Origin of the sequence: Serratia sp. CY56464 (genome assembly GCF_052168435.1) — a bacterium.
Taxonomy (GTDB): Bacteria; Pseudomonadota; Gammaproteobacteria; order Enterobacterales; family Enterobacteriaceae; genus Serratia; species Serratia marcescens.
Window position 1 is genome coordinate 247,259 of sequence record NZ_JBJNMV010000002.1, and the last position, 26,507, is coordinate 273,765.

Annotated in this window: 23 protein-coding genes and 1 pseudogene; 15 read left to right on the forward strand and 9 right to left on the reverse strand. The window is 61.3% G+C overall.

Annotation, left to right across the window (positions count from 1 at the left end; all coding sequences use genetic code 11):
- Positions 1-9 precede the first annotated feature (9 nt).
- The 3 genes from ACJ8KE_RS14800 to ACJ8KE_RS14810 all read left to right on the forward strand — a co-directional run bounded on the left by ACJ8KE_RS14800 (position 10) and on the right by ACJ8KE_RS14810 (position 3,690).
- A complete protein-coding gene (locus tag ACJ8KE_RS14800; RefSeq protein WP_049300764.1) occupies positions 10-1,401 on the forward strand; it encodes a GntP family permease in 1,392 nt (463 codons plus the stop codon).
- Positions 1,402-1,413: 12 nt separating this feature from the next.
- Positions 1,414-2,184, forward strand: a complete 771-nt coding sequence (locus ACJ8KE_RS14805) for a 3-hydroxybutyrate dehydrogenase (protein WP_197755133.1) — start codon at positions 1,414-1,416, stop codon at positions 2,182-2,184.
- A 369-nt stretch (positions 2,185-2,553) separates the two neighbouring features.
- A complete protein-coding gene (locus ACJ8KE_RS14810) occupies positions 2,554-3,690 on the forward strand; it encodes a porin (RefSeq protein WP_004933268.1) in 1,137 nt (378 codons plus the stop codon).
- A 38-nt stretch (positions 3,691-3,728) separates the two neighbouring features.
- Here ACJ8KE_RS14810 and ACJ8KE_RS14815 read toward each other — a convergent pair whose 3' ends face one another.
- Complete coding sequence (locus tag ACJ8KE_RS14815) at positions 3,729-4,550, reverse strand: AraC family transcriptional regulator (RefSeq protein WP_004933266.1); 822 nt, start codon at positions 4,548-4,550, stop codon at positions 3,729-3,731.
- 120 nt (positions 4,551-4,670) lie between these two features.
- On the opposite strand from ACJ8KE_RS14815, the gene ACJ8KE_RS14820 reads away from it, so the two are divergent.
- From ACJ8KE_RS14820 to ACJ8KE_RS14830, 3 genes and pseudogenes are all read left to right on the forward strand, one after another.
- A complete protein-coding gene (locus ACJ8KE_RS14820; protein WP_016929221.1) occupies positions 4,671-5,048 on the forward strand; it encodes a hypothetical protein in 378 nt (125 codons plus the stop codon).
- Positions 5,049-5,061: 13 nt separating this feature from the next.
- Positions 5,062-5,937: a helix-turn-helix domain-containing protein gene (locus ACJ8KE_RS14825; protein WP_079451109.1), complete on the forward strand. Its 876-nt coding sequence runs from the start codon at positions 5,062-5,064 to the stop codon at positions 5,935-5,937.
- A 229-nt stretch (positions 5,938-6,166) separates the two neighbouring features.
- Positions 6,167-7,084 (forward strand): annotated as a pseudogene (locus ACJ8KE_RS14830) (L,D-transpeptidase family protein); the annotation flags it as partial.
- A 249-nt stretch (positions 7,085-7,333) separates the two neighbouring features.
- Here ACJ8KE_RS14830 and ACJ8KE_RS14835 read toward each other — a convergent pair.
- Positions 7,334-7,630 carry a hypothetical protein gene (locus ACJ8KE_RS14835; RefSeq protein WP_016929218.1) on the reverse strand — a complete coding sequence of 99 codons (297 nt, stop codon included), beginning with the start codon at positions 7,628-7,630 and terminating at the stop codon, positions 7,334-7,336.
- Between the two features lie 12 nt (positions 7,631-7,642).
- Complete coding sequence (locus ACJ8KE_RS14840) at positions 7,643-8,662, reverse strand: hypothetical protein (RefSeq protein WP_028127883.1); 1,020 nt, start codon at positions 8,660-8,662, stop codon at positions 7,643-7,645.
- A gap of 653 nt (positions 8,663-9,315) precedes the next feature.
- Here ACJ8KE_RS14840 and ACJ8KE_RS14845 point away from each other — a divergent pair.
- From ACJ8KE_RS14845 to ACJ8KE_RS14865, 5 genes are read left to right on the forward strand one after another with little or no spacing between them, the layout of a single operon-like run.
- A complete protein-coding gene (locus ACJ8KE_RS14845; RefSeq protein ID WP_004933244.1) occupies positions 9,316-9,723 on the forward strand; it encodes an ExbD/TolR family protein in 408 nt (135 codons plus the stop codon).
- A 1-nt stretch (position 9,724) separates the two neighbouring features.
- Positions 9,725-10,483: an energy transducer TonB family protein gene (locus ACJ8KE_RS14850; RefSeq protein WP_079451108.1), complete on the forward strand. Its 759-nt coding sequence runs from the start codon at positions 9,725-9,727 to the stop codon at positions 10,481-10,483.
- A 39-nt stretch (positions 10,484-10,522) separates the two neighbouring features.
- Positions 10,523-12,757 (forward strand): TonB-dependent receptor family protein, encoded by a 2,235-nt coding sequence (locus tag ACJ8KE_RS14855; protein ID WP_079451107.1) that lies wholly within the window; start codon positions 10,523-10,525, stop codon positions 12,755-12,757.
- A 46-nt stretch (positions 12,758-12,803) separates the two neighbouring features.
- Positions 12,804-13,454, forward strand: coding sequence for a MotA/TolQ/ExbB proton channel family protein (locus ACJ8KE_RS14860; RefSeq protein ID WP_016929215.1), 651 nt, complete (start codon positions 12,804-12,806; stop codon positions 13,452-13,454).
- Positions 13,447-14,697, forward strand: coding sequence for a phospholipase D-like domain-containing protein (locus tag ACJ8KE_RS14865; protein ID WP_033638814.1), 1,251 nt, complete (start codon positions 13,447-13,449; stop codon positions 14,695-14,697). Before ACJ8KE_RS14860 ends, ACJ8KE_RS14865 begins: the two co-directional genes overlap by 8 nt.
- A gap of 38 nt (positions 14,698-14,735) precedes the next feature.
- On the opposite strand, the gene ACJ8KE_RS14870 is transcribed toward ACJ8KE_RS14865, so the two are convergent.
- The 4 genes from ACJ8KE_RS14870 to ACJ8KE_RS14885 all read right to left on the reverse strand — a co-directional run bounded on the left by ACJ8KE_RS14870 (position 14,736) and on the right by ACJ8KE_RS14885 (position 20,227).
- A complete protein-coding gene (locus tag ACJ8KE_RS14870; protein ID WP_049300758.1) occupies positions 14,736-15,845 on the reverse strand; it encodes a DmpA family aminopeptidase in 1,110 nt (369 codons plus the stop codon).
- A gap of 2 nt (positions 15,846-15,847) precedes the next feature.
- On the reverse strand, positions 15,848-17,224 hold the full coding sequence (locus ACJ8KE_RS14875) for an APC family permease (RefSeq protein WP_016929212.1): 1,377 nt from the start codon (positions 17,222-17,224) through the stop codon (positions 15,848-15,850).
- A gap of 143 nt (positions 17,225-17,367) precedes the next feature.
- Positions 17,368-18,876 (reverse strand): CoA-acylating methylmalonate-semialdehyde dehydrogenase, encoded by a 1,509-nt coding sequence (locus ACJ8KE_RS14880; RefSeq protein WP_016929211.1) that lies wholly within the window; start codon positions 18,874-18,876, stop codon positions 17,368-17,370.
- 10 nt (positions 18,877-18,886) lie between these two features.
- Complete coding sequence (locus ACJ8KE_RS14885; RefSeq protein ID WP_110146668.1) at positions 18,887-20,227, reverse strand: aspartate aminotransferase family protein; 1,341 nt, start codon at positions 20,225-20,227, stop codon at positions 18,887-18,889.
- 135 nt (positions 20,228-20,362) lie between these two features.
- Between ACJ8KE_RS14885 and ACJ8KE_RS14890 the strand changes: the two genes are divergently transcribed.
- Positions 20,363-21,292, forward strand: a complete 930-nt coding sequence (locus ACJ8KE_RS14890) for a LysR family transcriptional regulator (RefSeq protein ID WP_016929209.1) — start codon at positions 20,363-20,365, stop codon at positions 21,290-21,292.
- Positions 21,293-21,550: 258 nt separating this feature from the next.
- Here ACJ8KE_RS14890 and ACJ8KE_RS14895 read toward each other — a convergent pair whose 3' ends face one another.
- A complete protein-coding gene (locus ACJ8KE_RS14895; protein WP_033638809.1) occupies positions 21,551-22,678 on the reverse strand; it encodes an iron-containing alcohol dehydrogenase in 1,128 nt (375 codons plus the stop codon).
- Between the two features lie 229 nt (positions 22,679-22,907).
- Between ACJ8KE_RS14895 and ACJ8KE_RS14900 the strand changes: the two genes are divergently transcribed.
- The 3 genes from ACJ8KE_RS14900 (at position 22,908) to ACJ8KE_RS14910 (ending at position 25,572) form a co-directional block, all read left to right on the forward strand.
- On the forward strand, positions 22,908-23,666 hold the full coding sequence (locus tag ACJ8KE_RS14900) for a helix-turn-helix transcriptional regulator (protein WP_016929207.1): 759 nt from the start codon (positions 22,908-22,910) through the stop codon (positions 23,664-23,666).
- A gap of 220 nt (positions 23,667-23,886) precedes the next feature.
- On the forward strand, positions 23,887-25,188 hold the full coding sequence (locus ACJ8KE_RS14905) for an NAD(P)/FAD-dependent oxidoreductase (protein ID WP_016929206.1): 1,302 nt from the start codon (positions 23,887-23,889) through the stop codon (positions 25,186-25,188).
- A gap of 18 nt (positions 25,189-25,206) precedes the next feature.
- Entirely contained in the window at positions 25,207-25,572 is a 366-nt protein-coding gene (locus ACJ8KE_RS14910; RefSeq protein WP_015376517.1) for a cupin domain-containing protein, read from the forward strand.
- Between the two features lie 38 nt (positions 25,573-25,610).
- Here ACJ8KE_RS14910 and ACJ8KE_RS14915 read toward each other — a convergent pair whose 3' ends face one another.
- Positions 25,611-26,417: an alpha/beta hydrolase gene (locus tag ACJ8KE_RS14915; RefSeq protein ID WP_442517313.1), complete on the reverse strand. Its 807-nt coding sequence runs from the start codon at positions 26,415-26,417 to the stop codon at positions 25,611-25,613.
- Between the last annotated feature and the right edge of the window lie 90 nt (positions 26,418-26,507).

The window sequence follows — 26,507 nt, forward strand, 5'->3', positions numbered from 1 at the left end:
AGGTGCCCGATGAGCGTTTTAATTGCCCTGGCAGCACTGGGATTACTGATGCTGGCCGCCTACCGCGGCTACAGCGTGATTTTGTTCGCCCCGATCGCCGCGCTGGGCGCGGTGCTGTTGACCGATCCCGGCGCGGTGGCGCCGACCTTCACCGGGCTGTTTATGGAGAAGATGGTCGGCTTCGTGAAGCTCTACTTCCCGGTGTTCCTGCTGGGGGCGGTATTCGGCAAACTGATCGAGCTGTCCGGCTTTTCCCGATCGATCGTCGCGGCGGCGATCCGCATTCTCGGCCGACGCCACGCCATTCCGGTGATTGTGCTGGTATGCGCGCTGCTGACCTACGGCGGGGTGTCGCTGTTCGTGGTGGCGTTCGCGGTCTATCCGTTCGCCGCCGAGCTGTTCCGCCAGAGCGGCATCCCCAAGCGGCTGATCCCGGCCACCGTAGCGCTCGGCGCCTTCTCCTTCACCATGGACGCCTTGCCCGGCACGCCGCAGATCCAAAACATCATCCCGACCAGCTTCTTCGGCACCAACGCCTGGGCCGCGCCCTGGCTGGGGCTGATCGGCTCGCTGTTCATCATCGCGGTCGGTTTGCTGTATCTTGAACGCCAGCGGCGCAACGCGCAGTTGAAGGGGGAGGGTTACGGCACCGAGCTGCTGAACGAACCGGAAACCCCGGACGACATCAACCTGCCTAACCCGCTGATCGCCATCTTGCCGTTGATTTTGGTCGGGGTATTCAACCTTGGCTTCACCCATTGGATCCCGCAGTGGTACGGCGCCAGCCACGATCTGACGCTGCCGGGGCTGGCCAAGCCCATCACCACCGATGTGGCGAAGATCACCGCCATTTGGGCGGTGGAAGCGGCGCTGGTGTCGGGTATTCTGCTGGTGGTGGTGTTCGGCTTTCGCAATATTCGCGGCCGGCTGGCGGAAGGCAGCAAGACGGCGGTCGGCGGCGCGATCCTGGCGGCGATGAACACCGCCTCCGAATACGGCTTCGGCGCGGTGATCGCCGCGCTGCCGGGCTTTTTGGTGCTGTCGCAGGCGCTGTCGGCGATCCCCAACCCGCTGCTGAACGAAGCGATCAGCGTCACCCTGCTGGCCGGCATCACCGGATCGGCCTCCGGCGGCATGAGCATCGCGCTGGCGGCTATGTCCGACAGCTTTATCGCCGCCGCCCATGCGGCACACATTCCGCTGGAGGTGCTGCACCGGGTGGCCTCGATGGCCAGCGGCGGCATGGATACCTTGCCGCACAACGGCGCGGTGATCACCCTGTTGGCGATCACCGGCCTCAGCCACCGGCAGGCCTATGGCGGCATCTTCGCCATCACCCTGATCAAGAGCGCCGCGGTGCTGTTCGTGATCGGCGTGTTCTACCTGACCGGCATTGTTTAAAGGAGCGATACCATGAGTGTACAAGGCAAAACCGCGCTGGTGACCGGCTCGACCAGCGGCATCGGTCTCGGGATCGCGTCCGTGCTGGCCGCCGCCGGCGCGCGCGTGATCCTCAACGGCTTCGGCGATGTGGAAGCGGCGAAGGCGCAGGTTGCCCGGCTGGGCGCCGCGCCGGGGTATCACGGCGCCGATCTCGGCGATGCGGCCCAGATAGCGGACATGATGCAGTATGCCGAACGTGAGTTCGGCGGCGTGGACATTCTGGTGAACAACGCCGGCATTCAGCACGTGGCGCCGCTGGATCAGTTCCCGGTGGAGAAATGGAACGCCATCCTCGCCATCAACCTGTCGGCGGTGTTCCACACTTGCCGATTGGCGCTGCCGGGCATGCGCGAGCGCCACTGGGGGCGCATCATCAACGTAGCGTCGGTGCACGGGCTGGTGGCGTCGAAAGACAAGTCGGCCTATGTGGCGGCCAAGCACGGTGTGGTGGGGCTGACCAAGACGCTGGCGCTGGAGACCGCCCGCACGCCCGTCACCTGCAACGCCATCTGCCCCGGCTGGGTGCTGACGCCGCTGGTGCAGCAGCAGATCGACAAGCGCATCGCCGCCGGTGCCGATCCGCAGCGGGCGCGCGATGAGCTGTTGGCGGAGAAGCAGCCTTCGCAAGAGTTCGTCACGCCAGAGCAACTCGGCGAGCTGGCGCTGTTCCTGTGCAGCGATGCGGCGGCGCAGGTGCGCGGCGCGGCCTGGAACATGGACGGTGGCTGGCTGGCGCAGTAGTGAGATTTTCCCCGGAGCGCGCAACGCGCTCCGTCGTTATTTCCCGCCTTTAATTAATTCCCTCGCGTGACGGTTTACCTGCGGCAATAATATTTATTTGTTATTTGCTATCTTTATTTCCAGATAATCACGAAGGGTTATTTTGGGTGAAGCGTGCGGATTGGTTTATTTCGTGCTGCGATTATTACATTGTTTTTCTCCGTGTTACAGGTGAACACGTGTTTGCTGAAATTAAATCCAACCTGAAATAATGGCAGGTTATGGCGTGAATTTTTATATCTTGCGTGCGCTGTTCACATCGGTTAATTATTTCTGCGTGGCTTAAGACCACCGCGTTTATAACAATAATTTTTTCGGGCAGGGGTAATAATGAGAAAAAATACAACGCCAATATTCATTGGCGGCGTCTTGCTGTCGGCGATTTCCGCCGGCGCGCAGGCCGAGATCACCATTCTGGATAAAAACCCGCAGAGCAATGTGTTGCTGGCGCCGCTCAGTTTAAAGGTGGGCGGCAGCATTCGCCCCGAGTGGATCTTCAATAACGGCCCGGAGCCGGGCTATGACAAAAACGGCCACGACGGCGGCACGCGTTTTCGCTTCAGCGGCGATTATGCGCTGACGCAGGACACTTCGATCATCGGCTATTACGAGTGGGGCGTCGATCTGGCGCACGCGCTCAGCTGGGACGGGCATTATAACGAAGACGGCAAGCGCGACTATCAGCGCCAACTGTACGCCGGTTTCAAGGACGATCGTTACGGCACCCTGACCTATGGCCATCAATACGGCATCTATTATTCGGTGGTCGGCATTAAAAGCGACGTCTGGGATAACGATGGCCATGCGGGCGGCACCGGCATCGGCATTTCCGGCGACTATGACGGCGGCAATAAACCGAAAAACAGCATCAAATACACCAATGATTTCGGGCCGGTCACGCTGTACGCCAACTATTTATTGCCGGAAGACGATCTGCACACCGCGGATAACCTGATTTACCGCCGCAAGGGCGGTGGCGGGCTGGGCTTCGATTATAAGGTGACGAAGGATTTCACCTTCAGCGCCGCCTACAGTTATACCGACGCGAAGATCAAAGACAATCTGTACCACGAACAGGATTATCACCAGCAGCTGTCCGGCACCGCGTTGACCTGGCAGCCGAACAACTGGTACATCGTCGGCACCGCCAGCTACTACAAAGATTATGTGCCGAGCACCCGCCAGCGCACGCTGTCGCACTTCTTCGCCGGTGACGGCTACGGGCTGGAAGGCTTCGTCGGTTATACCTTCAATATCGACAAGCCGTTCCTCAAATCCGTCCAGCCTTATGTGGCGGCGGACTCGCTGCGGCTGAAGGGAGACGAGGCGTATCACGCCAACCACGTCTATCTTGGCGCGGGCACCACCATCGGTTACGGTCTGTCGGTGTATGTGGAGCGCACGCTGGCCAACAGCAGCGACAACGAGCCGGATTCCACCTGGATAACGGTGTTCTACGATTTCTGATTTTCACCTGCTCCAAGCCGGCGCCTGCGCCGGCTTTTTCACATGGTAATTGCGCCGCCCAGGGTCTCTCCAGAGGCGTTGCGCTCCGCCAGGTAGCGCGCCGGCGGTTTGCCCACCGCCTTTCTGAACATGGTGACGAAGCCGCTGGCGCTCTCGTAGCCCAGATCCAGCGCCACCGTCTGTACGCTCTCGCCCTGCGTCAAGCGCTGCAGCGCCAGCATCACGTGCAACTGGCGCCGCCAGTGGCCGAAGCTCATGCCCATCTGCTGTTGCAGCGTGCGGCTGAGGGAGCGTTCGCTCATGCCGATGCGCTGCGCCCACTGCCCGAGGGTGGATTTGTCCGCCGGGCTGCTCAGCATGCCTTCGGTCAACTGCCGGATGCGCGCGTCGTCGGACACCGGCAGATGCAGATTCTCGATCGGCGCGGCCGCCAACTGATCCAGCAATACCGCCGTCAGACGCCCCTCGGCGCCCTGTTCGTCGTAAAGCGGCTCGAAGGTACTGGCCTGCAGCAGCAGCTCGCGCAGCAGCGGCGAGACCGACAGCGTGCAGCAGCTTTGCGGCAGGCCGGCGGCGGCATGTTGATCGACGAACAGGCAGTAGGCCTCGGTGGAGCCGGCGCCCTGGGCGTTGTGCAACACGTTGCCCGGCATCCACAGCGCGCACTGCGGCGGCACCAGCCACAGCCCGTTTTCCACTTCGCAGCGGATCATGCCGCGCACGGTGTAGATCAGTTGCGCCTTCCGGTGGCGGTGCGGCTCGACTTCCCAATCCTGTTCGAGGGTCGACCCCTGCAGGGCAAACAGCGGGCGCGGCACTTGATCGATATCCAGACAGTGGCGGGGGATCTGTACTTTCATGAGAATAGTTCTCAATTTGGCGGAATTGAAAAGTATTATGTCCTGATTGCGCAATGCGGTCTAGCGCCGGTGCCGATAAAGTAAGCGCCAGTCCTAAACCCTTTCGCGAGGAAACTGATTATGTCATTGGATACCGCCGATTTCCCGCTGGTGTGGATGCGCCGAAACGGGCGCGATACCCAGGCCGAGCTGGCCGAATTCAGCGCGCTGCTGGCGCGCGCCGAACCTTTTGTTCTGATCACCGACCGCAGCGTCGGCGATGAAGAAGAAGAACATGACCGCGATGCTCGCACCCAGGTGGCGCTGTGGAAACGCGATAACCGCGAGGCGCTGAAGCGGTGGGTGAAAGGCATGATCATGCTGGAGCCGGACGACGCCAAACGCGCGGCGGCGGAAGAATTCGCCGAATACGGCGCCAAATTCTGGGGCTATCCGGTGCTGGTGGCCGCCAATGAAGCCGCAGGCCGGGTATTGGCGCAGACGTTATTGATCAAATAAGGGGGAGAACACCATGCACCAGCAACAGGTGATTGAACAGCTGCTGGCCTGGATCGAACAGAGCCTGGATCAGCCGCTGACGCTGGACGATATCGCCGCCAAGTCCGGCTACTCCAAATGGCATTTGCAGCGGATGTTCAAGCAGCATACTGGCCATATTCTCGGCACCTACGCGCGCCGCAGAAGGCTGACCGCCGCCGCGCGTGAACTGCGCCTGACCGGCACCAGCGTGGCCTGCATCGCCGATACTTACCAGTTCGATTCGCAGCAGACCTTCACCCGTTGCTTCCGCAAGCAGTTCGGTCTGCCGCCGGCCAGCTATCGTCGCAGCCAGGATTGGTCGAGCTATGGCCTGCAGCCGCCGCTGCGCCTGACCGAAGCGCCATTGCCGCAGGCCGATATCGTGACGCTGCCCGCCATGCAGTTGGTGGGCCATACCCAGCGCCGCAGTTTTACCCTGGGGCAACTGGCGGCCTCCAAGTGTGAGCTGCGCCGCCACGCCTGGCGGCAGTTGCTGCAGCCGCAGGTGCTGCCGGAGGTAGTATACGGCCTTACCAGTCTGGAAGTTGACCGGCGCCGCCGGGGCAGCCCGCGCATGGCCTACACCGCCGCTCTGCCGGACGAAGGGGCGCCGGGAGAGCGGGTGACTATCGAGCAGGGCGAGTATGCCCGTTTCACCTACCAGGGACAGGCGGAAGGGTTACAAAACTTTATTGTCCGGCTGTATGACACCGCCATGCCGCAGATGAACGCCATCCGCCGGCCGGGGCAGGATATCGAGCGTTTCTACCCGGCGCAGGAGGGCAGTTGCCCGCTCGGTGGCGCGGCGATCCGCTGTGAATACCTGATCCCGATACGGCGGGAGGAAGCGTTGGCCGCCGCCAGCTAGGCGGCGGTTCTCGCAAAAAATCGCCTTCGTGGCGCGTGAGGTTACAAAAAATTGCGATATTACATCGGTAATGGTTCACACTTTGATTGATGTGCACATATAATGCGCATCCGGTCCAATCCCCCTGTTTTTCAGGCCGCAGCGAGTGGCTGCCGGCTGAAACTCATCGGGGCGAAGTGGCCGTAGAAACCGATATCCCTAATCGCCAGTGGCCTTGACCAACACGAAGATGAAAATGAGCATTCGCGCGTTATTAACCCTGTTTACGGCACTGGTTGCATTCAGCCAGGCTGCCTTCGCCGTCGTTTACCCGCTGCCGCCAAAAGACAGCCGTTTGGTGGGCGAGAATATCCAAATCACCGTACCGGAAGACAGCAAACTGCCGCTGGAGAGCTTCGCCGCCCAGTATCAGATGGGGCTGAGCAACATGCTGGAGGCCAACCCGGGCGTGGATCCGTTCCTGCCGAAGGCCGGCAGCACCCTGACTATCCCGCAGCAGCTGATCCTGCCGGACGCGCCGCGTGAAGGCATCATCATCAACAGCGCCGAAATGCGTCTGTACTATTACCCGAAAGGCTCCAACACCGTGGTGGTGCTGCCGATCGGCATCGGCCAGCTGGGTAAAGACACCCCGCTGAACTGGACCACCACCGTGCAGCGCAAGAAAGACGGCCCGACCTGGACGCCGACCGCCAAGATGCGCGCCGAATACGCGGCTGACGGCGAGATCCTGCCTGCGGTGTTCCCGGCCGGCCCGGACAACCCGATGGGGCTGTATGCGCTGTATGTCGGCCGCCTGTACGCCATCCACGGCACCAACGCCAACTTCGGCATCGGCCTGCGCGTGAGCCACGGCTGCGTGCGTCTGCGCGCCGACGACATCAAGTACCTGTTCCAGAACGTGCCGGTCGGCACCCGCGTGCAGTTCATCAACGAACCGATGAAGGCCACCGTCGAACCGGACGGCTCGCGCTACGTGGAAGTGCACAACCCGCTGTCGGCCAACGAAGAGCAGCTGCAATCCAAGGATCCGGTGCCGTTGACCATCTCTGCGCCGGTCGGCAAAGTGCTGATGGACGCCGGCGTCAACCAGAGCGAAGTGGACGCGGCGATCAAGGCCCGTTCCGGTATGCCGGTGAAAGTGAACTGATCGCCTCGGGCTCAGTGACAATGCCAAGAAGACGCCTGCGGGCGTCTTTTTTTGTGGTGTTTGGCCTGCGAACGTTGCATGGGCTTATGCAGACGCGCGGCGGGGCAGGATATCCAGTGCTAGTGCGCATGAGGCGTTTTAGGTAAACCAGGCTGGAGGACTGTCAACAACGACACGCTGTATAGTGTATGCCGCCTGTCCCCCAGCCCTGGTTCGCCGCTTGCTTGGCAAGCGACTTCGTTAATGTCAGGGAAATTGGTAGTACAACTTTCCAACGACAATATTCAATGCGGGAATATCATCAGAGGTGTTGCTGCTTTGAAGGGCTTCTATTGCACCTTCTGTCCAGTACAGTAAATCGCTGATAACAAGGGGGCTCAATATTGAAGGATCGATACTGTATACTTTTCCGATGAAAGCAGACAGTTTCAAACTGATATAGACAAATACGTTCCCATTGGGCGTGGTGATCATGTTGTCGCATTCTTTTTTAAGAATATGCAGAGCATTAACAAGCTCATCTTTTTGTTCTTTAGTCGCCATGATATTGTCCTCTTAAAGAGCCGCTACCAGAAGCGGTGTGAAGTCTTTGACAAAGTCTTTTATATATCCTAAGGCCTCCTTTAAATTTTCCTGTTGGATTTTTAGTTTTTCTTCTTTTATTTTTTTATCGATAATGTTGTCATCGATAATCGAGATTAACCCTTCATGGTACCGCTGGAAGGCCTCAATCGCCTGTTCGGCCGCGGTGGGGTTTTTGATACTTTTTTGCGTCAGGTTATTGAGCGTGATAATGTTATCGATATAGACAGCGGACTTTTCCATGTCAGAGGGTTGAGGGGATTTGGGCGTTCTTTTGTTAAAATTGTCGACGGTGAAGTTGAAAATGTCCTGTTTCATTACGTCATCATATTGCGTCTTTAGCTGATGGATATCTTGCTTAACCAACTCCATATTATCATTCTGGTTTTTTCCTTCTTGTTTAATCAATTTGGCAATGTCGCGTCCGTTTTTTTCCTCTTCAGCGAGCCTTTGCAAGAACCCCGCCAGGTTACTGACGGACTTTTTTTGGTTATCGGTGAGGTTAGCCAGCGATTTTACCGATTCGGCTTTGGTCAATGCCTTGTCCACAAGATCGCCCACCGGGTATGTCGGATCCGCTGTGTACACCGTCAGGGCGGAGAGATAGCTGGAGAAAGCAGAGAGAATGTCCAGGTCCGGCTGGAACATCTGTAGATCCAATGGCATAAGGTTAAGTAGCATAACATTATTATTTTTGAAGTCCTGAGGCGTGGCGCAAAGAGGTGAGTTTGGATTAGGTACAGATGACTCGTTAATTCTTACTGTTATCTTTCCGTCTGTATTAAATTTGCAATTAGGTTGAGTCGCGTAGACAACAACGGCCCGTTTTTGTTGAAGCGCCAACAATACGTCAAAATATTTTTTTGATTCGCCTATAGCTTCATGCCCGGCAGTGACTGTTTCTTTAGTATGGTTGATAGTGAGTTTTCCGGAACTGCAGCTAACCAGCAATAATGTGATGGCTAGCATGGAAATGGATTTTTTTGTTTTCATGGCCTTTCTCGCTGTGGTCGTTAAATTATTAACAGTAACAATTTTTCAAGGCATTTAGGACGAGTGTTATAGCAATGGAATTTTGACCTTCAAAGACGGAAGGCGCATCAAAGGAATGCTAATAAGAATGATGTATTCCAAGGTTGCTATTGTGATTTTTATTTCTTCATAGTCTGCAAATCATTATCGTGATAAGATAAGCTTTCATGGTGTTATTATTAAATCTACTGCTTATCTTGCATTATTCCAGTTGATTTATGTCTGACTTGTGCGCGTTCTAATAAATTGTGTCATTCATCGTCCTGGTATCTTTATTGTCGATATTTTATTCCAGATGTGGCGATGCTGGCAGGATAAGCTGATGGGATATTTGGGTAACGGCTCCTTCGCCTGCAGTGGTGGCATTCTGCTGTGTCGGCCTGATTGTCACTATTCTCACATTTTCGGCATGCCGGTAGCCTTGTCTATACGTCACTCTGCAATTATTCCAATAAAAACTATCGCTAATTAATAAGTTATATCTACTCCCTTATCGCCTGCCATTGAAAAAATTCTCGCAAAAAATCCGTACTGTGAAAATAAGATCACACAAGCGTAACAAAAGGTAAACAAACCCCTCCTATATTGGCTGCTTCGCTTTTGGAGGGAGTGTCATGCGTAACTGGAACGAACCGAAAAAGAACAAAGCGCACATCGAACTGATCCCGATGATCGACGTGATGATGTTTTTATTGGTGTTTTTCGTCTTGATCAGCCTGAACGTCATTCCGGCGCTCGGGCTGAAAACGCAGTTGCCGTCCGCCGGCAGCGCGCAACAGCTGAAACCGCAGAAGAAAGCGATCATCACGCTGGGGGCCGACGAACAGCTGCAGCTGGATGGCCAGCCGATCGCGCTCGACGCGTTGGTCAACACGCTGAAACAGCAGCAGCAGGCCAACCAGACCACCACCATCATCGTCAACAGCGATAAAGGCGTGGCGGTCGAGCGGCTGGTGGCGGTCATGGACAACCTGCGCCAGGGCGGCTTCTTCTCCGTCTCCATCGCGACACGGAAGCTGTGACATGTATCTGCTCTATCGCTCACGTCATCTTTTCAGCTGGTTGCCGGCGCTGATTGTCGCCGGTTGCCTGCTGTTCGCCAGCCAACAGGCGGCGCTGAAGATCCAGCCGCGCTACGACGAAACCGCCATTGAACTGGCGCTGGTGGAACCTGAACCGGCGCCGGAACCCCAACCGGAAACGCCGCCGGAACCTCAGCCCGAACCGCCGCCGCCCGAGCCCGAGCCGGAGCCGATCCCCGAACCGGTGGTGCCGGCGCCGGAACCGATCGTGGAAGCCAAGCCGGTGCCGAAGCCACAGCCGAAGCCCAAACCCAAACCCAAACCGGTGAAAGAGAAAGCCAAACCGGTAGAGAAACCCAAACCGACGCCGGCGCCCGCCGTACCGCGCGCGCTGGCCAGCAAACCGGCGGCGCAGCCCGCACCGGCCGCTCCCGCGGCGCCGAAGGTGAACGCGCAGGCGATAGAAAACGGCTACCTGCTGGCCTTGCGCCGTGAGTTGGAACAGCGCAAGCGCTACCCGAGTGGGCGGCAGGCCTCGCTCGAGCGCCCGCAGGGCAACGTCGAGGTGTGGTTGGAGGTCGATCGCAGCGGGCGGGTGCTCTCTTCCGGCATCGCCAACAAAGCCGCCAGCATGCTGCTGAATCGCGCGGCGATGAGCAGCCTACAAAGCATCAGTTCAGTGAAGCCGTTCCCGAGCGAGGCGTTCGCCGGGCAAACAACCAAAAGATTTACCGCGACGTTCAATTATCAGGCGCCTTAGCGCAAGGGTTAATCGTTTGATTTTTATGGGATGCACACAATGAAATCGTTTAATCGTTCTGGGATCTATCTGGCGGTGATGCTGCCGGGCGCCGCGCTGGCGGCCGACGCCACCGATGTCGGCACCATCAGCGTCAAGGGGCAGTCGCTCGGCGGCGGCATGATGGTGCAGGATGACAGCGCCAAGGCGCGCTCCACCGTCACCAAAGAAGCGATGGACAAAATGCCGTCGGCGGCCAACGCCATCGATAAACTGAAATACACGCCGGGCTTGAACGTCAACAGCAACGACGCCAGCGGCCTGAGCGGCGTGGACTACACCATGCGCGGCATGAACTCGGATCAGATCGGCCTGTCGATGGACGGCATCCCGATCAATGACTCCGGCAACTACGCGGTCTACCCGAACCTGCTCGGCGATGCGGAGAACCTGGAAGAGGTGTTCGTCACCCAGGGGTCTTCCGAAGCGGACGGCCCGCACATCGGCTCCAGCGGCGGCAACATCGGCCTGGTGACGCGCCGCCCGGCGAAAGACTTCGGCGGTTTCGTCAAGCAGACGCTGGGCAGCAACAGCCTGAGCAAAACCTTCGCCCGCCTGGAAACCGGCGAGTACAACGGCTTCAGCAACTGGCTCTCCTATTCGCACACCGAGGCGAAGAAATGGCGCGGCGAGGGGCGGCTGTACTCCGACAAGTTCGAGATGAACTCGTTGTATGAAGACGGCAACGGCAACAGCAGCAATCTGGTGATGAAGTACAACCGCCAGAACAACACCAACTACAACACCCTGAGCAAGGCGCAGTTCCAAAACGACGGTCGTGACACCGATTATGTCACCTCGCCGGAGTACAACAGCAAAGGGCAGTTGAACAAGTATTACAAGATTGAACGCAACCCGTTCGAGAACTTTACGCTGTCGTTCACCCAGAAACTGCAGCTGCGCGACAACCTGTCGCTGACTCTGCAGCCCTATTACTACTGGGGCAACGGCGGCAGTTTCAACGGCCAGACGGCGTCGGTATTGTCCAGCACGTCGGACAGAGCCGGGCAGTATGACCTCAGCAACCTGCAGTCCAATACCTATTACCGCCCGTCGTGGACCCAAACCTGGCGGCCGGGCATCACCACCAAGCTGAAGTGGGACATCAACGAGCAGCACAGCCTGGACGTCGGTTATTGGTACGAGCGCGCGCGCCAGCTGCAGACTCAGCCGTTCATCAGCATCAAGGGCGACGGCAACCCGTCACAGATTTGGGGGAAACCTGGCGGTTCCGATCAGGTGAAGGACGCCAACGGCAACACCGTGCAGGGACGCAACCAGTACACCATCACCCCGGCGCAGAAAGTGTGGCTGCAGGACACCTGGTTCGCCACGCCGGACTGGACCTTCGTCGGCGGCCTGGCCTATCAGTATGTGGAGCGCAAAGGGGACAACCGCGGCAGCCTGTACAACGTGCCGGAGAAGCGCAAAGCCACCTATCACGAATTCCTGCCGAACTTCAGCGCCAGCTATAAGGTGAACCAGGAAAACCAGGTGTTCTACAACCTGACGCGCAACATGCGCACGCCGCCAAACTACGTGCTGTACAACGTCGGCGACTCGCTCAGCACCAAGCCGGAACTGAGCTGGAACCACGAGCTGGGCTGGCGTTTCCAGCAAGAGGACATGCTGCTGAGCGCCACGCTGTTCTACATGCGCTACAGCGATCGCCAAATCTCCACCACCAACGCGGCCGGCGACTACGAGATGATGAACATCGGCAACGTGGAGAACAAAGGGCTGGAGCTGGAGTGGAGCGGCCAACTGCCGCATAACTTCAACTACTACACCTCTTATACCTATACCCAATCGAAGCAGAAGAGCGACATCGTCAGCAATGGCGGGCAGCCGCTGCCGACCTCCGGCAAAGAAGTGCCGAACGTGCCGAAAAACCTGCTGAACATGACGTTGGGTTATGACGACGGGCTGTATTACGGCAGCGTCAGCGGCAAGTACGTCAGCGCGTTCTACGGCGATCTGACCAACGACGAGAAGATCGGCGGCCGCACGGTGTTCGATCTGGCGGCGGGGGTGCATCTGCCGGTGGACAAGAAAATCGTCAAAAGCGCCGTGCTGCGCTTTGGCATCAGCAACCTGTTTGACAAGGAATACCTGACCTCGGTGCGCACCACCACCTTCAACGCGGCGCCCTACGGCGGTGTGAAGGCCAGCACGCCGTATTACAACGTCGGCGAAGAACGCACCTTCAGCGTCTCGCTGGAAGCCACCTTTTAACTGAATACCCCGCTGCCTGCCGTGCGGCGGGGAAGAGGAAACCTGTATGGACGCTAATCTGTTGCACGACATTATTTTCTACGTGATGTACGCCGCGCTGGCGATTGCGCTGGTGATCATCATCGAACGCACGCTGTACTTCGCCTATACCCAGCGCCAGGCGCGCCGGCTGGAGCAGGCGCTGACGCCGGAGGTGCGCCGCGCCGCCGATTTGCCCGACGCGCTGACCCAGCGCAACAGCCTGCCGATGGCGGTGATCGCGCCGGTGCTGGCGCAGAAACACCGCGCCGGCGACCGCGAGGCGATCGGCGATCTGATCGACGCCCAGTACCTGCTGAGCAAGCCGCCGATGGCGCGCGGCCTGTGGCTGCTGGAAACCGTGGTCACCGCCGCGCCGTTGCTGGGGCTGCTGGGCACGGTGATGGGGATCATCGAAACCTTCAAGGCGCTGGCCGCCTCGGGGGTGTCCGAGCCGAGTCTGGTGTCGGCCGGCATGGGCACCGCGCTGTACGCCACCGGGCTGGGCATCGCCATCGCGCTGCTGTGCCTGGTGGCCAACAACTTCCTGCAGAGCCGCATGGAGCGCATCAACGAATTGCTGAAGGTGCTGCTGATCCGCGCCGGTCAACCGGCCAGCCGTCCGGAGAGCGGCAGCGGCGAACAATGGGTTGACAGCGGAGCGCCGCGCTATGCCTAATGGCCATCCAGCACGGCGGCCGAGAGGCCGCCTTTATACGGCATTGTGGAGCGGTTGTTTGTTGATGTTGAGCCAGAGCGCTGCGGCGCGTTTTGCGATTCCCGGTTACGAGCTGGTGTACACCGCGCCGGTGGAAACCGCGCTGCAGGCCGACGACCTGCGCAACACCGCCGAGGTGTGGCGCGAGATGTTCGACGCGGCGAAAACCCGCATCGACCTGGGGCAGTTCTACGTGGCGAATCAGGACGGTTCGCTGCTGGACGGCGTGCTGCAGCACCTGAAGGCGGCCGGCGAGCGCGGGGTGAAAATCCGCTTTTTGGTCGAAGAGAAGGGCCTTCGCATTTCTACCGCCGAAACGCTGGAACAGCTGAAGGCGATCCCCAATCTGGAGCTGCGCATCATTCCTTACCAGAAGCTGAGCGGCGGCATCCTGCACGCCAAGTATCTGCTGGTGGACGGCGAGCAGGCGTTCGTCGGCAGCCAGAACTTCGACTGGCGCGCGCTGGAACACATTCACGAAACCGGGCTGCGCATCAGCGACGCCAGGGTGGTGGGGCAGATCCAGGCGATCTTCGAACAGGACTGGCGAGCGCAGGCGCTGCTGGCGCAGGATAAGCCGGTGCCGGCGCTGCCCGACTCGCCGCCGACCGCGCCCCCGCAGGGCAACTATCTGGTGGCCAGCCCGCGCGCCTACAATCCGGCAGGGGTGATCGACTCACAGGCCGAGCTGCCGCGCCTGCTGGCCGACGCCAAACGGCGGGTGCGGGTGCAGGTGATGGACTACGCGCCGCTGTCGTTTGGCCCGGAACGCAGCCGTCCCTTCTATGCGGTGATCGACAACGCGCTGCGCAGCGCGGCGGCGCGCGGCGTGCAGATCGAGCTGATGGTGGCCAACTGGAACACCAAAAAGCCGGATATCGCCTGGCTGAAGAGCCTGGCGCTGGTGCCGAACGTGCAGATCAAGGTGGTGACCATTCCGCCGGCCAGCAGCGGCTTCATCCCGTTTGCCCGGGTGATCCACAGCAAGCTGATGACCATTGATGATGAGATCGCCTGGGTGGGCACCAGCAACTGGACCGGCGGCTATCTGGACAACTCGCGCAATCTGGAGCTGGTGTTGCACAGCGCGGCGATGAGCGGGCGGTTGGACCAGCTGTACCAACAGCTGTGGAACAGCGTCTACGCCGAACCGTTGCGGCTGGATTACGACTACCCGACGCCCAAGCCGGGCGGCGAATCCTGATAATCAGGGCGCGGTTAACCCCCCCGCCCTGTGTTTTTTTACCGCCGCCAGCCGGCTTTCTCCAGCGCCGTCACCAGCTGTTCGGCGCTCAACCCTTCCGCCCGATGGCCGTTGCCGCTGACGGTATTGGCCGCCAGCAACGCATTGACGATCGCTTCTTCCACCGCTTCCGCCGCCGCGGCGAACAGCGCCGAAATGTAGTCGTTGTTCACCATGCGCAGCGGCGTGGTGAAATCGCCTTTATTGGCGTAGTCGGCGGGCGGCAGGCCGTCGTTGCCGGTGGCGAAGGCGATGAAAATGTCGCCGCTCGAATCCTCGGTGCCGCCGCCGGTGCGGGCGATGCCGATGCTGGCGCGCTGCGCCAGCCGCGCGCACTGGTGCGGCAGCAGCGGCGCGTCGGTCGCCAGCGCCACCACGATGGAGCCCATGCCGGGATGCGGCAACTGCGGCGTGAACGGCGAGGGGAGATGCCCCAGGTGGCGGCCCACCGGGTAGCCGCCCACCAACAGCGACTCGCGCTTGCCGTGGTTGGCCTGCACGATGGCGCCCACCGTCCAGCCGCCTTGATCGGCGGGCAAGCGGCGCGATGCGGTGCCGCTGCCGCCTTTGAATTCATGGCAGATCATGCCGCTGCCGCCGCCGACCGCGCCTTCCTGCGGCAAGCCGCTCCGGGCCGCTTGCTGCGCTTCGCGCACGTGTTCAGCCTTGACGTGAAAGCCGTTGATGTCGTTGAGCAGGCCATCGAAGGTTTCCATCACCACCGGCATATTCCAGTACACCGCGTTGTCGCTCGCGGGCAGCGCTTCACGCTCCAGCGCGATCAGCGCATCGCGCACCACGCCCACGCTGTGGGTATTGGTGAAGGCGATTGGGCTGGTCAGCAGGCCCGCTTCGCGCACCCATTCCAGGCCGGTGGCGTCGCCGTTGCCGTTCAGCACGTGCACGCCGGCGAAGCAGGGCGCGTGGCGGGCGGAGCCGGGGCGCGGTTCGATCACCGTCACGCCGGTGCGCACGCTGCGCCCGTCCGCCAAGTCGGCATGAATGCTGGCATGGCCGACGCGCACGCCGGGCACGTCGGTGATGGCGTTCAGCGGGCCGGGCGTGCCCTGGCCGATGATGATGCCCAGATCCTGAGCGCGCTGCGTCATGGTTATTCTCCTTCTATAGAGGGGGCGGCGAGGGGCGCCGTCTGGCGGCCGCGCAGATGGTTCAGCGCCAACCCGAAGCCGATGATGCCGGCAATGATAATAAAGTCTTTCAGGCTGCTGGCGATCAAAATCGTCCACAGCACGTACAGGCAGCACAGCAGCGCCACCACCACCGGCAGCGGCCACAGTGGCATCAGGTACGGGTGGTGGAAGTGGCGGCGACGGCGACTGATCAGCGCCGCCACCGCCATGATGATGTACACCAGCAGCAGCAGGATCACGGTGAATGAGGTCAGCGATTCGAGATCGGAGCAAAACGCCAGCAGCGCCGAGGGCACGCCGAACAGCAGGGTGGCGATCCAGGGGGTGCCGAAACGCGGGTGGATGATTTTCAGCGCCCGGTTGAACGCCGGCAGCCAGAAGCCGTCACGTCCGCTGGCGAACATCATGCGGCTGAACTGCGCCACGATGGCGATAATGGCGTTGAACACCGACAGATAAATCGCGCCGCTCACCACCCGCGCCAGCGTCGGGCCGCCGAGCTGGGTGACCACGTAGCCGACCGGATCGGCCTGTTTGGCCATCTCCGTCAGCGACGGCGAGCCGATCAGCAGGGCGGTGAACGGCACCAGTTCCACCAGCACCACGATGGCCAGCGTCAGCATGATCGCGATCGCCATCGGCCTGCCCTGTTCGCGCATGTCTTCCGCCATGTACACCGCCGCGCCGTAGCCGTTGTAGGAGAACAGCGCGACCCCGACCATGGCGACGATCAGCGGCAGCGATACCGGCGCCAGGCTGCCCTGCGCGTCCAGCATCACCGGCGCGGTGAGGATCTCCGTACTCTGATGCGGGTGGCTGAAGCCGAGCCAGGCGATCAGCGCCAGCACCGCCACTTCCACCACCAGAAAGGCGCCGGTCAGCAGGGCGTTGGCCTTGATGTTGAAAATGGCGCAGATACCGCCGACCAGCACGGTGAGCATGCCGGCGGTGGAGGCGTCGAATTGGGTGCCCAGCGCGGTATTCAGGTAGGGCACTGCGCCGGTGGCCAGCACCGCTGGCACGAACAGCGAGGCGCTGAGGATAAACAGGTAGGTCTGCAACCCGCACAGGGTGCCGAACAGGCGCTTGATGATGCTGTATTCGCCGCCGGCGCTGGGGTGTGCGGCGCCGAGCTCGGCATAGCACAGCGCGATGGCGGCGGCGACGCAGGCGGCGATCAGAAACGACAGAAAGGCGCCGCTGCCGGCGTTGGCGATCGCCAGCGGCGCGATGACGAAGATCGAACTGGCCGGCGTCACGCCGGACGCGGTGATCATTACCACGTCGAGGACGCTGAGATTGCCTTTGAAGGTGTGTTCAGGGGCGGACTCTTTCATTGGGAACTACTCCATTAACGCTTGGGTGAATTGTTGTTGCCGCCAGAAGGGCGGCTCTGTTGTCCTGCGTAAAGATGAAATGGAGCGCGTGGAAATACCGGGGAAGCGAACTTCCCCGGAAAGGACTTTTCGTTATGCTGGGATTACCCCTGCCCCGACGGGAAGCTGAAGCTGGCGAGCCGGGCGTCGCCGGAGGCCGGCCAGCGCTGGGTCACGGTCTTGCGTTTGGTGTAGAACCTGACCGCGTCCGGGCCGTAGGCGTGCAGATCGCCAAACAGCGAGCGCTTCCAGCCGCCGAACGAGTGGTAGGCCACCGGCACCGGCAGCGCCACGTTGATCCCCACCATGCCGACCTGAATGCGGCTGGAGAAGTAACGCGCCGCTTCGCCGTCGCGGGTGAACAGGCAGGTGCCGTTGCCGTATTCGTGGGCGTCGATCAAGGTCATCGCCTCCTGCAGCGACGCCGCGCGCACCACGCCGAGCACCGGGCCGAAGATCTCTTCCTGATAGATGCGCATGCCCGGCGTCACGCGATCGAACAGCGTCGGGCCGAGGAAATACCCCTGGCTGGGGCGGCCGTCGTCGCCGGTCACGCTCAGCTCGCGGCCGTCCACCAGCAGCTCGGCGCCTTCGGCCACGCCCTGCTCGATATAGCCTTTCACCTTCTGATAATGCTGTTGGGTCACCAGCGGCCCCATGTCGTTGCGATTGTCGCTGCCGGGGCCGACGCGCATGGCGGCCATCTGTTGCCGCAGCCCGGCGATCAGCGCATCGGCGGTGCCTTCACCCACCGCGACCACCAGCGGGATGGCCATGCAGCGCTGGCCGCAGGAGCCGAACGCCGCGCCCATCAGCGCGCCGACCGCGCCGGGGATATCGGCGTCCGGCAGCACCACCGCGTGGTTCTTGGCGCCGCCCAGCGCCTGCACCCGTTTGTTCTGACCGCAGCCGGTGTGATAGATGTGCTCCGCCACCGGCGTTGAGCCGACGAAGCTGATTGCTTTGACGCGCCCGTCATGCAGCAGCGTCTCCACCGCTTCGCGATCGCCGTTGACCACGTTGAGCACCCCCGGCGGCAGCCCGGCTTCCGCCGCCAGCCGCGCGATATACAGCGCGGCGGAAGGGACGCGCTCGGAAGGCTTCAGCACGAAGGTGTTGCCGCAGGCGACCGCCATCGGCCACATCCACAGCGGCACCATCGCCGGGAAGTTGAACGGCGTGATGCCCGCCACCACCCCCAGCGGCTGAAACTCGCTCCAGCTGTCGATGCCTGGGCCGGCCTCTTTGCTGTGTTCGCCTTTCAGCAGTTCCGGCACATAGCCGGCGTATTCGATATTCTCGATGCCGCGCTGCAGTTCGCCCAAGGCGTCGCTGAGCACTTTGCCGTGCTCGGCGGTGATCAATTGGCAGACGGCGTCGGCATGTTGCTCCAGCAGATCCTTGAGCTTCATCATGATGCGCGCGCGTTTCAGCGGCGGGGTATCGCGCCAGGCGGGATAGGCCTGTTCGGCGGCGGCGATGGCGCGCTCCACCGTGGCGCGGTCGGCCAGCTGCACCTCCTGCGCCGATTGGCCGGTGGCCGGGTCGTAAACCGGCTGGCTGCGTTCGCCGCCGGCGGCGGGCTCGCCGTTGATCCAATGGGTGATGGTCATGATTCTCTCCTTATTCGGTGGCGTTGAGGGCGTCGCCGACGGCGTTGATCAGCGCGTCGATTTGCGCCTCGCTGCTGATGAACGGCGGCGCCAGTTGCAGGGTGTCGCCGCCGTAGCGCACGTAAAATCCGCTTTCCCAGCAGCGCATCGCCGCCTCGAAGGGGCGCCGCGCCGGTTCGCCGGGCCGCGCCGCCAGCGTGATGCCGGCCGCCAGGCCGATATTGCGAATGTCGGCGACGTGTTTGGCTCCTTGCAGGCTGTGTACCGCGCGTTCGAAATAGGGCGCCAGCGCCTGTACGCGCTCCACCATCTGTGCGCGCTGCAGGATGTCCAGCGTCGCCAGCGCGACCGCGCAGCTGACCGGATGGGCGGAGTAGGTGTAGCCGTGCGGGAATTCGAGCTGGTAGTCCGGCTCGCCGCCGTTCATGAAGGTTTGGTAGATCTCCGGCCGCACCACCACGGCGCCCATCGGCTGCGCGCCGTTGGTCACCTGTTTGGCGATGTTCATGATGTCCGGCGTGACGCCGAACGCCTCGGCGCCGGTCATCGCGCCGCAGCGGCCGAAGGCGGTGATCACTTCGTCGAAGATCAGCAGAATGTCATGCTGGGTGCAGATCTCGCGCAGGCGCTGCAGATAGCCGACCGGCGGCACGATCACGCCGGCGGAGCCGGAGAACGGTTCGACGATCACCGCAGCGATCGTCGAGGCGTCGCGCAGCGCGATGATGCGGTTGAGCTCTTCCGCCAGCTCCGCCCCCTGTTGCGGCATGCCGCGCGAAAAGGCGTTGCCGGCCAGCAGGGTGTGCGGCAGGTGATCCGCCTCGGCGCCGGCGCCGAACGCCTTGCGGTTGCCGGCGATGCCGCCGACCGAGATACCGCCGAAGTTAACGCCGTGGTAGCCCTTTTCCCGGCCGATAAAGCAGGTTTTGCCCGCCTGGCCTTTGGCGCGCCAGTAAGCGCGCGCCATTTTCAGCGAGGTGTCCGCCGCTTCCGATCCGGAGCCGGTGAAGAATACGTAATCCAGCCCCGCCGGCGTCAGCGCCTTGATCTGGTTGGCCAGCTCGAACGACAGCGGATGGCCGAACTGAAACGCCGGCGAGTAATCCAGCGTCGCCAGCTGGCGCTGGGCGGCGTCGGTGATTTCCTGCCGGCCATGCCCCAATCCGCAGCACCACAATCCGGACAGGCCGTCGAAAATCTTTCTGCCGTCGTGGCTGGTGTAATACGCCCCCGCGGCTTGAGTAATGATGCGCGGCTGCGCTTTAAAATTGCGGTTGCCGGTAAAAGGCATCCAATGGGCCTCTAATCCTGCGGCATCGAGGTTATTTAGCGGGTGATTTTCAGCGGCCATGTTTTCCTCCGAACAGGAAAATAAGAGCGATTAATGAAATAAACTGAGTTGTTAACGAATTGTTGTGCGAAATTGACTATGTACCGCTTGTTCTCTACTGTGAATAATCATATGTCGAAACTTACTTAAGGTTTTATGCAAGTAAAAAAGCGCGCGCTGTTAGGACAATTGTCGGATATGGATCTGCGTTTGCTGCGGGTATTCAAGGCCGTGGTCGACTGCGGCGGCATGAGCGCCGCCGAACTGGAGCTGAATATCAGTCTGTCGACCATCAGCAAGCACATCAAGGATCTGGAACAGCGGCTGGGCCTGACGCTGTGCCAGCGCGGGCGTGAGGGCTTTGCGGTCACCGACGAGGGGCTGATTATCTACCAGGAAACCGTCAACCTGCTGGCGGCCACCGAGGCGTTCCGGCGCGGGGTGGACGAGGTGCACCAGCGCATGGGCGGGCAGCTGCACGTGGCGATATTCGACCATACGGTCAGCAATCCGCAGGCGCAGATCGGCCGGGCCATCGCATTATTCAGCGAGCGCGCGCCGGAGGTTTCTTTGCAAATGTACGTGGAGCCGATTAATACCATTGAACGCGGCGTCATTGACGGGCAATTTCAGGTTGGCGTTATTCCCATGCACCGCAGCGCGGAAAGTTTATCTTATCATTCGTTATTCAGTGAGAGGATGTTCTTATATTGCGGCGCGCAGCATGAATTATTTTCCGGCCCCCATGAAACATTAAATTGGGATCTGCTGCACAATTATGCCTTCGCCGGATTAGGCTATCATTCGCCGAATATGGAACTGAGCCTGCAGCAACATTTGCATCGCAAGGCGACGGGGTTTGCGCAGGAGTCGATCGCCACGCTGATCCTGTCCGGCAAATACGTCGGCTTTTTGCCGGATCACTACGCGGCGTTTTTCGTGGCGCAGAATATGATGCGGGCGATCAAACCGGCGCTGTTCCGCTATCACTGCGAATACTCCAGCGTGCTGCGCCGCTCGCCGGTGCCGCAGCGGGTGGTGAAGCTGTTCCATGAGTGCCTGCTGGCGGCCCACGGAACAGCGTGACGCTTACTGTTCTTTCTTCTTGCCGAAGATCCTGATCAGCGCGCCGACCAGGATGCCGACCGCGATGCCGGCGAAGATCCAGCCGATGATGCCCATTTCCTTACTCCTGCTAGTGCGTTGATCTGATTATACCCGTCATACTTGAAACTGCATCTGTGTTGGCTGCGAGTGCGTACGCCAGTCACTTACTTGAGTAAGCTCCTGGCGAGCCGCCTCTTGCCGCCGGGATGCAGCTCCAACTATTTAGGGTAGATATCATCATTCGACGCGAAACGCCTCTTCGATCATCCGTTGCCGCTGCGCCGGCGCATAGTCGATCCAGGAATTCTTGCTGTTGGATTTCTCCAGCGCCACCGCCAATTCCTGGCCGGAAATCGGCAAATCGTCCTGCCAGAACGGCGCGATGGCGTGGCGGGTGATGAAATCGGTCAGGTAGCTCTCCGGGCTGCCCTGCCAGTGCGGGTACAGTCTGGCGGCCAGCTCGGCCATCAGCGCGCGCTGCTGCGGCTGTTCGCTGTTTTCCAGCAGGGCGAGGAACGGCAGCAGCAGGCGGCCGCAGACCTGGCCGTGGTGGTAGTCGCGCAGCGCGCCGATCTCGCCGGCGATGCCGTGAATGACCCCCAGCCCGGCGGCGCTCAGCGTCAGCCCGCCGAGGTAGGAAGCCTGCATGATCGCCTCGCGCGCCGCGTCGCTGCGGTTGAGCGCCGGCCAGGCGGCGAGGAAGTGGCGGATGCCGCTCAGCGACATGTCGCGCGTCATGGCGCCGGCGGTTTTCGACAGATAGGCCTCGAACAGGTGGGTGAAGGCGTCGATGGCGCAGTAGGCCAGCACCTTGTCCGGGGCGCCCGCCAGCAGCTGCGGATCGAGAATGGCGGTGTGCGGCACGAAGTTGTTATGGCGCAGCGAGGCTTTCACCTTACTGATCTGGGTATCGGTGATCACCGCGTTTTGCGTCACCTCGCTGCCGGTGCCGGCGGTGGTGGGAATGGCGATCAGCGGCAGGGTGGCGCCGCTGATTTTGCTGTCGCCCACCTTTTCCATATAGCGCAGCGTTGGCAGCGGGTGCTCAACTAGCGCGGAGAACGCTTTGGCGGCGTCCAGCACGCTGCCGCCGCCGATGGCCACCACGCGCCGCACCTGTCCGCGCCAGCGCGCCACCCAGGCGTCGATTTCCTGCGGCGACGCCTCGTGGCTGACGATCTCGGTGCCGATGAACAGCGGCGCCAGCGATTCGCGCAGGCCGGCGTACACCGGGCCGTTGAGAAAAGATCGGCAGCTGAACAGCAGCGTCGGCTGCGGATCGGCAAGCAGCAGCGGCGACAGCTGTTGGATGCTGCCGTGGCCGAACCAGGTCTGGCGGTTGGCGATGATGTGGCTGACGGACATGAGGTCTCCTTGACGGCGTTGCAGGTCGCGATGCCACAGCATAAGCCAGCGGGCGCGGAGCGGCCACCGCTTTCCCCGCCGCGGCAACCTGTGAGTTGTTTAACATGTAAACGATCGCGTTCTTGCATTTCGGCGCTGCGGATGCTTTTTTTAACAGTACCGGCCGTCGTGCGGCCAACCCCATCCGAAATCGGTAGATTGTTAATGTGTTAATAATGGCGAGGCGGGTATGGAAATTCAGGTTGAACGCTTGTCTGCGGTGATCGATGCGGTGGCCAGCCCACGCTTTTATCCCAGCCTGTTGAACTGGCTGGAAGGGTTTTTCGCCTTCGACAACGCCATCGTCTATGCCTTCGAACGCGGTCGGCCGCCGCATTGCCTGATCAAAACCGAGCGGGAAAACAGCGATGCGGTCAACCAGCTCTACCAACAGGGCGCCTACCTGCAGGATCCGTTTTACCGCGCGCTGAGCGACGGCGGCGAAGGTGAGGTGCTCACGCTGCGCCAGCTGGCGCCCTGCGGGTTTTATCACAGCGACTATTACCGCAATTTTTATCGCAAGACCGGCTGGCACGACGAGGCCGGCGTGCTGCTGCAGCTGACGCCGGAGCGCGGGCTGGGGGTGTTCTTCGGCTCGGCGCGCCGCACGGTGGCGGTGCGCTACCCGCAACGGGCGGATCTGCGCAGCGCGTTGACGCTGGTGAAAAGCGTGGCTCGGCTGCACGGTGAGGTGGTGGCGGCGCCGGCCGAGGCCGCGACGGTGAACAGCGACGGCGCCCAGGCGCGCTATCTGCTGACGCCGCGCGAGCGCGAGATCGTCGATCTGATCCTCGCCGGCTGCGGTTCGCAGCAGATTGCCGACCGGCTGTTCATCAGCCTCGGCACGGTAAAAAACCACCGCAAGAACATCTACGGCAAGCTGAACATCGGTTCGCAGGCCGAACTGTTCAGCCTGCTGCTGACCGCCCCGCAGCGGCGCAGCGCGTGAATGTATCGATGTATCCCCTATAGCTTTCAAGCTACAGCTAGGCGGCCAGGACGATAGTCCCCAGGAGCTTACTTAGGTAAGTGACTGGGGTGAACGTCAGCAGCCAACAACGCTGTGGTTTGAAAGATGAAGGGGACGAATGTCCCTAAGGGGACATAGCGAACGATCCCACTGCTCCCGATAATCCGATGTCATGGCATAGGCAATCGGGAGTGCGGCAGTGAACAACGAAATCGAGTCCTTAACCTACTACGCGGCGACCAAAAAATACGATCTGCGCTTCCCGACGCTGGAAGAGGATCTGGACGTCGACGTGGTGATCATCGGCGGCGGCTTCTCCGGCATCAACACCGCGCTGGAGCTGGCGGAGAAGGGCATCACCAACATCGCCATTCTCGAAGGCCGCTATCTGGGCTACGGCGGCACCGGGCGCAACGGCGGCCAGGTGATGGCCGGCATCGGCCACGATCTGGAGAAGATCAAACGCCACGTCGGCCCGGCCGGGCTGGAAACCATCTTCAAGATCAGCAACCTCGGCGCCGGCATCATCCGCGAACGCATCAAGAAATATGACATCGACGCCGACTTCTGCTTCGGCTACGGCTATCTCGGCAGCAACGCGCGCCAGGAGAAGACCCTGCGCGGCTGGCTGAAGGAGTTCAGGGCGGTGGCGCCGGAGGAGGAAATTGAGCTCTACACCGGGGCGGAGGTCAAGCAGGTAGTGGGTTCCGACGCCTACACCTGCGCGCTGAAACACATGGGCGGCGGCCACGTGCATTCGCTCAACCTGCTGCTGGGCGAGGCCAAGGCGCTGAGCGGCTACGGAGTGAAAATCTTCGAGAACAGCAGCGTGCTCGACGTCGAGTATGGCCCGCGCATCACGGTGCGCACCGCCATGGGCTCGGTGCGCGCCAACAAGATGCTGTGGGCCTGCAACGGCTTCCTCAACGGCATGGAGCCGCAGATCTACCGCAAGACCATCAATACCTACGCCTTCCAGCTGGCCACCGAGCCGCTGTCTGACGAACTGATCCGCCAGATCAGTCCGATCCGCGGCGCTTACAGCGACATCCGCCCGGTGATCGACTATTACCGGGTGACCAACGAAAACCGGCTGCTGTTCGGCAGCGCCACCCGCCTGATCGAATATTTCCCGTCGGATCTCAAGGCCTGGAACCGCAACCTGATGCTGAAGGTGTTCCCGTACCTGAAAGACGTGAAGATCGATCTGGCCTGGGGCGGCCCGCTGTGCTGCAGCGCGAACCTGTTCCCGCAGATCGGCACGCTGCCGGATCGCGACAACGTGTTTTACGTGCAGGGCTACTCCGGCTTCGGCGTGACGCCGAGCCACATCGTGTGCAAGGTGCTGGCGGAGGGCATGAGCGAAGGATCCGATCGGTACGATCTGATGAGCTCGATCCCGCACGTCAACATCTTCGGCAAGGACAAGCTGCGGCGGGTGATGACCACCGCCGGTAAGGTTTGGCACCAGACATCCGGCTACTGGAAAGGCCGCCGTTAACCCTCAGAGGAGAATGACATGAAACCGTTACTGCTTAAACAACCGTTGCCGGAACTGCTGGAGATCGGCAGCGTCAGCAACCTGGGCGCCACGGTGATCGCCGGCACGCCAAACGTCGGCGTGGCCAGCATTTTCGGCGAACCGACCGACAACCTGAACTGCGGCGTATTCAGCTGCACCCGCGGCAGCTTCGTGATGGAGTACCCGTTCGCCGAGCACGCCACGGTGTGGGAAGGTAGCGCGACCCTGACCAACGAACGCACCGGCGAATCGGTGCAATATCAGGCCGGCGACTCCTGGTTCGTCGAGAAGGGCACCCCGGTGCGTTGGGACATCACCTCGGATCGCTTCGTCAAACACTACCTCGCCATCGTCGAAGGCTGACGCCGTCATGCCCCCTCAGCCTGCTGAGGGGGAACGCCTTAGCCTAACGCCCGCGCAATAAAATCGGTCACCCGCTTGAGGATCTGATCCTTATTGGTTTCGTTAAAGCTCTCGTGCCGCCCGCCCGCATTGATCATCCGTTCGAAATCGTCGCCCTGCAGACGATCGAGCGCGGTTTGCGTTTCGCTCATCAGCACCAGCCGATCGTCGTCGCCGTGGATCCATAACGTGGGCAGCGCGCCGAAGCCCGGCCCGGCGTTGATGGCGGCGAGGATCCGCTGCATGGCGCGCAGGGTGGGGCGCTTGAACGGCCCGTGCCACACCAGCGGATCTTCCTGATACGCTGTGCCGACCGCCGGATCGCGCGCCAGGGTGGCGGTATCCAGCGGCGCGTCGGGGATCGTCGGCAGTTCGGCCAGATCGGAGATCGCCATTCTGTCGCCGAGCAGCGGGCCGGACAGCACCAGCGCGCGCACTTCCTCGCCATGGCGCTGCACGTAGCGGGTGGCGATCATGCCGCCCATCGAGTGGCCGATCGCCACCAGCGGCAAGGTGGGGTATTGCTGCCGGAAATGGCTGACCACGCGCTGCACGTCGTCGACCACGGCGTCATAATCTTCGATCAGCACGCGCTCGCCCTGCGACAGGCCGTGGCCGAGGTGGTCGGGGCCGAACACCCGCGCGCCCTGCGCCTGCAGCGTGCGCGCCACGTATTGATAGCGGCCGAGATGCTCGCCGTAGCCGTGCACCAGCAGCGCCAGATAGCGCGGCTTGTCGTTTCCCCAGTCGTGCACGGCGATGTCGCCGTGACGGCCTTTGATAAAGCTGACGGTTTGTTCGGACATGTTATTGTTCTCATGGTGGTAGGGTTGCCCTTCAGCGTAGCGGCTGGCGGCGACGTTGTCAGGGGCGCCGGGTGCGGCGCCCGCAAAGGG

What these genes read in the sequence shown, in the direction of transcription:
- ACJ8KE_RS14810 (WP_004933268.1), top strand. Translation starts at nt 2,554, where the DNA reads ATGAGAAAAAATACAACGCCAATATTCATTGGCGGCGTCTTGCTGTCG.
- ACJ8KE_RS14900 (WP_016929207.1), top strand. Translation starts at nt 22,908, where the DNA reads ATGGAAATTCAGGTTGAACGCTTGTCTGCGGTGATCGATGCGGTGGCC.
- ACJ8KE_RS14870 (WP_049300758.1), bottom strand. Translation starts at nt 15,845, where the DNA reads ATGACGCAGCGCGCTCAGGATCTGGGCATCATCATCGGCCAGGGCACG.
- ACJ8KE_RS14805 (WP_197755133.1), top strand. Translation starts at nt 1,414, where the DNA reads ATGAGTGTACAAGGCAAAACCGCGCTGGTGACCGGCTCGACCAGCGGC.
- ACJ8KE_RS14875 (WP_016929212.1), bottom strand. Translation starts at nt 17,224, where the DNA reads ATGAAAGAGTCCGCCCCTGAACACACCTTCAAAGGCAATCTCAGCGTC.
- ACJ8KE_RS14840 (WP_028127883.1), bottom strand. Translation starts at nt 8,662, where the DNA reads ATGAAAACAAAAAAATCCATTTCCATGCTAGCCATCACATTATTGCTG.
- ACJ8KE_RS14885 (WP_110146668.1), bottom strand. Translation starts at nt 20,227, where the DNA reads ATGGCCGCTGAAAATCACCCGCTAAATAACCTCGATGCCGCAGGATTA.
- ACJ8KE_RS14915 (WP_442517313.1), bottom strand. Translation starts at nt 26,417, where the DNA reads ATGTCCGAACAAACCGTCAGCTTTATCAAAGGCCGTCACGGCGACATC.
- ACJ8KE_RS14835 (WP_016929218.1), bottom strand. Translation starts at nt 7,630, where the DNA reads ATGGCGACTAAAGAACAAAAAGATGAGCTTGTTAATGCTCTGCATATT.
- ACJ8KE_RS14815 (WP_004933266.1), bottom strand. Translation starts at nt 4,550, where the DNA reads ATGAAAGTACAGATCCCCCGCCACTGTCTGGATATCGATCAAGTGCCG.
- ACJ8KE_RS14845 (WP_004933244.1), top strand. Translation starts at nt 9,316, where the DNA reads ATGCGTAACTGGAACGAACCGAAAAAGAACAAAGCGCACATCGAACTG.
- ACJ8KE_RS14865 (WP_033638814.1), top strand. Translation starts at nt 13,447, where the DNA reads ATGCCTAATGGCCATCCAGCACGGCGGCCGAGAGGCCGCCTTTATACG.
- ACJ8KE_RS14825 (WP_079451109.1), top strand. Translation starts at nt 5,062, where the DNA reads ATGCACCAGCAACAGGTGATTGAACAGCTGCTGGCCTGGATCGAACAG.
- ACJ8KE_RS14800 (WP_049300764.1), top strand. Translation starts at nt 10, where the DNA reads ATGAGCGTTTTAATTGCCCTGGCAGCACTGGGATTACTGATGCTGGCC.
- ACJ8KE_RS14895 (WP_033638809.1), bottom strand. Translation starts at nt 22,678, where the DNA reads ATGTCCGTCAGCCACATCATCGCCAACCGCCAGACCTGGTTCGGCCAC.
- ACJ8KE_RS14890 (WP_016929209.1), top strand. Translation starts at nt 20,363, where the DNA reads ATGCAAGTAAAAAAGCGCGCGCTGTTAGGACAATTGTCGGATATGGAT.
- ACJ8KE_RS14820 (WP_016929221.1), top strand. Translation starts at nt 4,671, where the DNA reads ATGTCATTGGATACCGCCGATTTCCCGCTGGTGTGGATGCGCCGAAAC.
- ACJ8KE_RS14880 (WP_016929211.1), bottom strand. Translation starts at nt 18,876, where the DNA reads ATGACCATCACCCATTGGATCAACGGCGAGCCCGCCGCCGGCGGCGAA.
- ACJ8KE_RS14910 (WP_015376517.1), top strand. Translation starts at nt 25,207, where the DNA reads ATGAAACCGTTACTGCTTAAACAACCGTTGCCGGAACTGCTGGAGATC.
- ACJ8KE_RS14850 (WP_079451108.1), top strand. Translation starts at nt 9,725, where the DNA reads ATGTATCTGCTCTATCGCTCACGTCATCTTTTCAGCTGGTTGCCGGCG.
- ACJ8KE_RS14855 (WP_079451107.1), top strand. Translation starts at nt 10,523, where the DNA reads ATGAAATCGTTTAATCGTTCTGGGATCTATCTGGCGGTGATGCTGCCG.
- ACJ8KE_RS14860 (WP_016929215.1), top strand. Translation starts at nt 12,804, where the DNA reads ATGGACGCTAATCTGTTGCACGACATTATTTTCTACGTGATGTACGCC.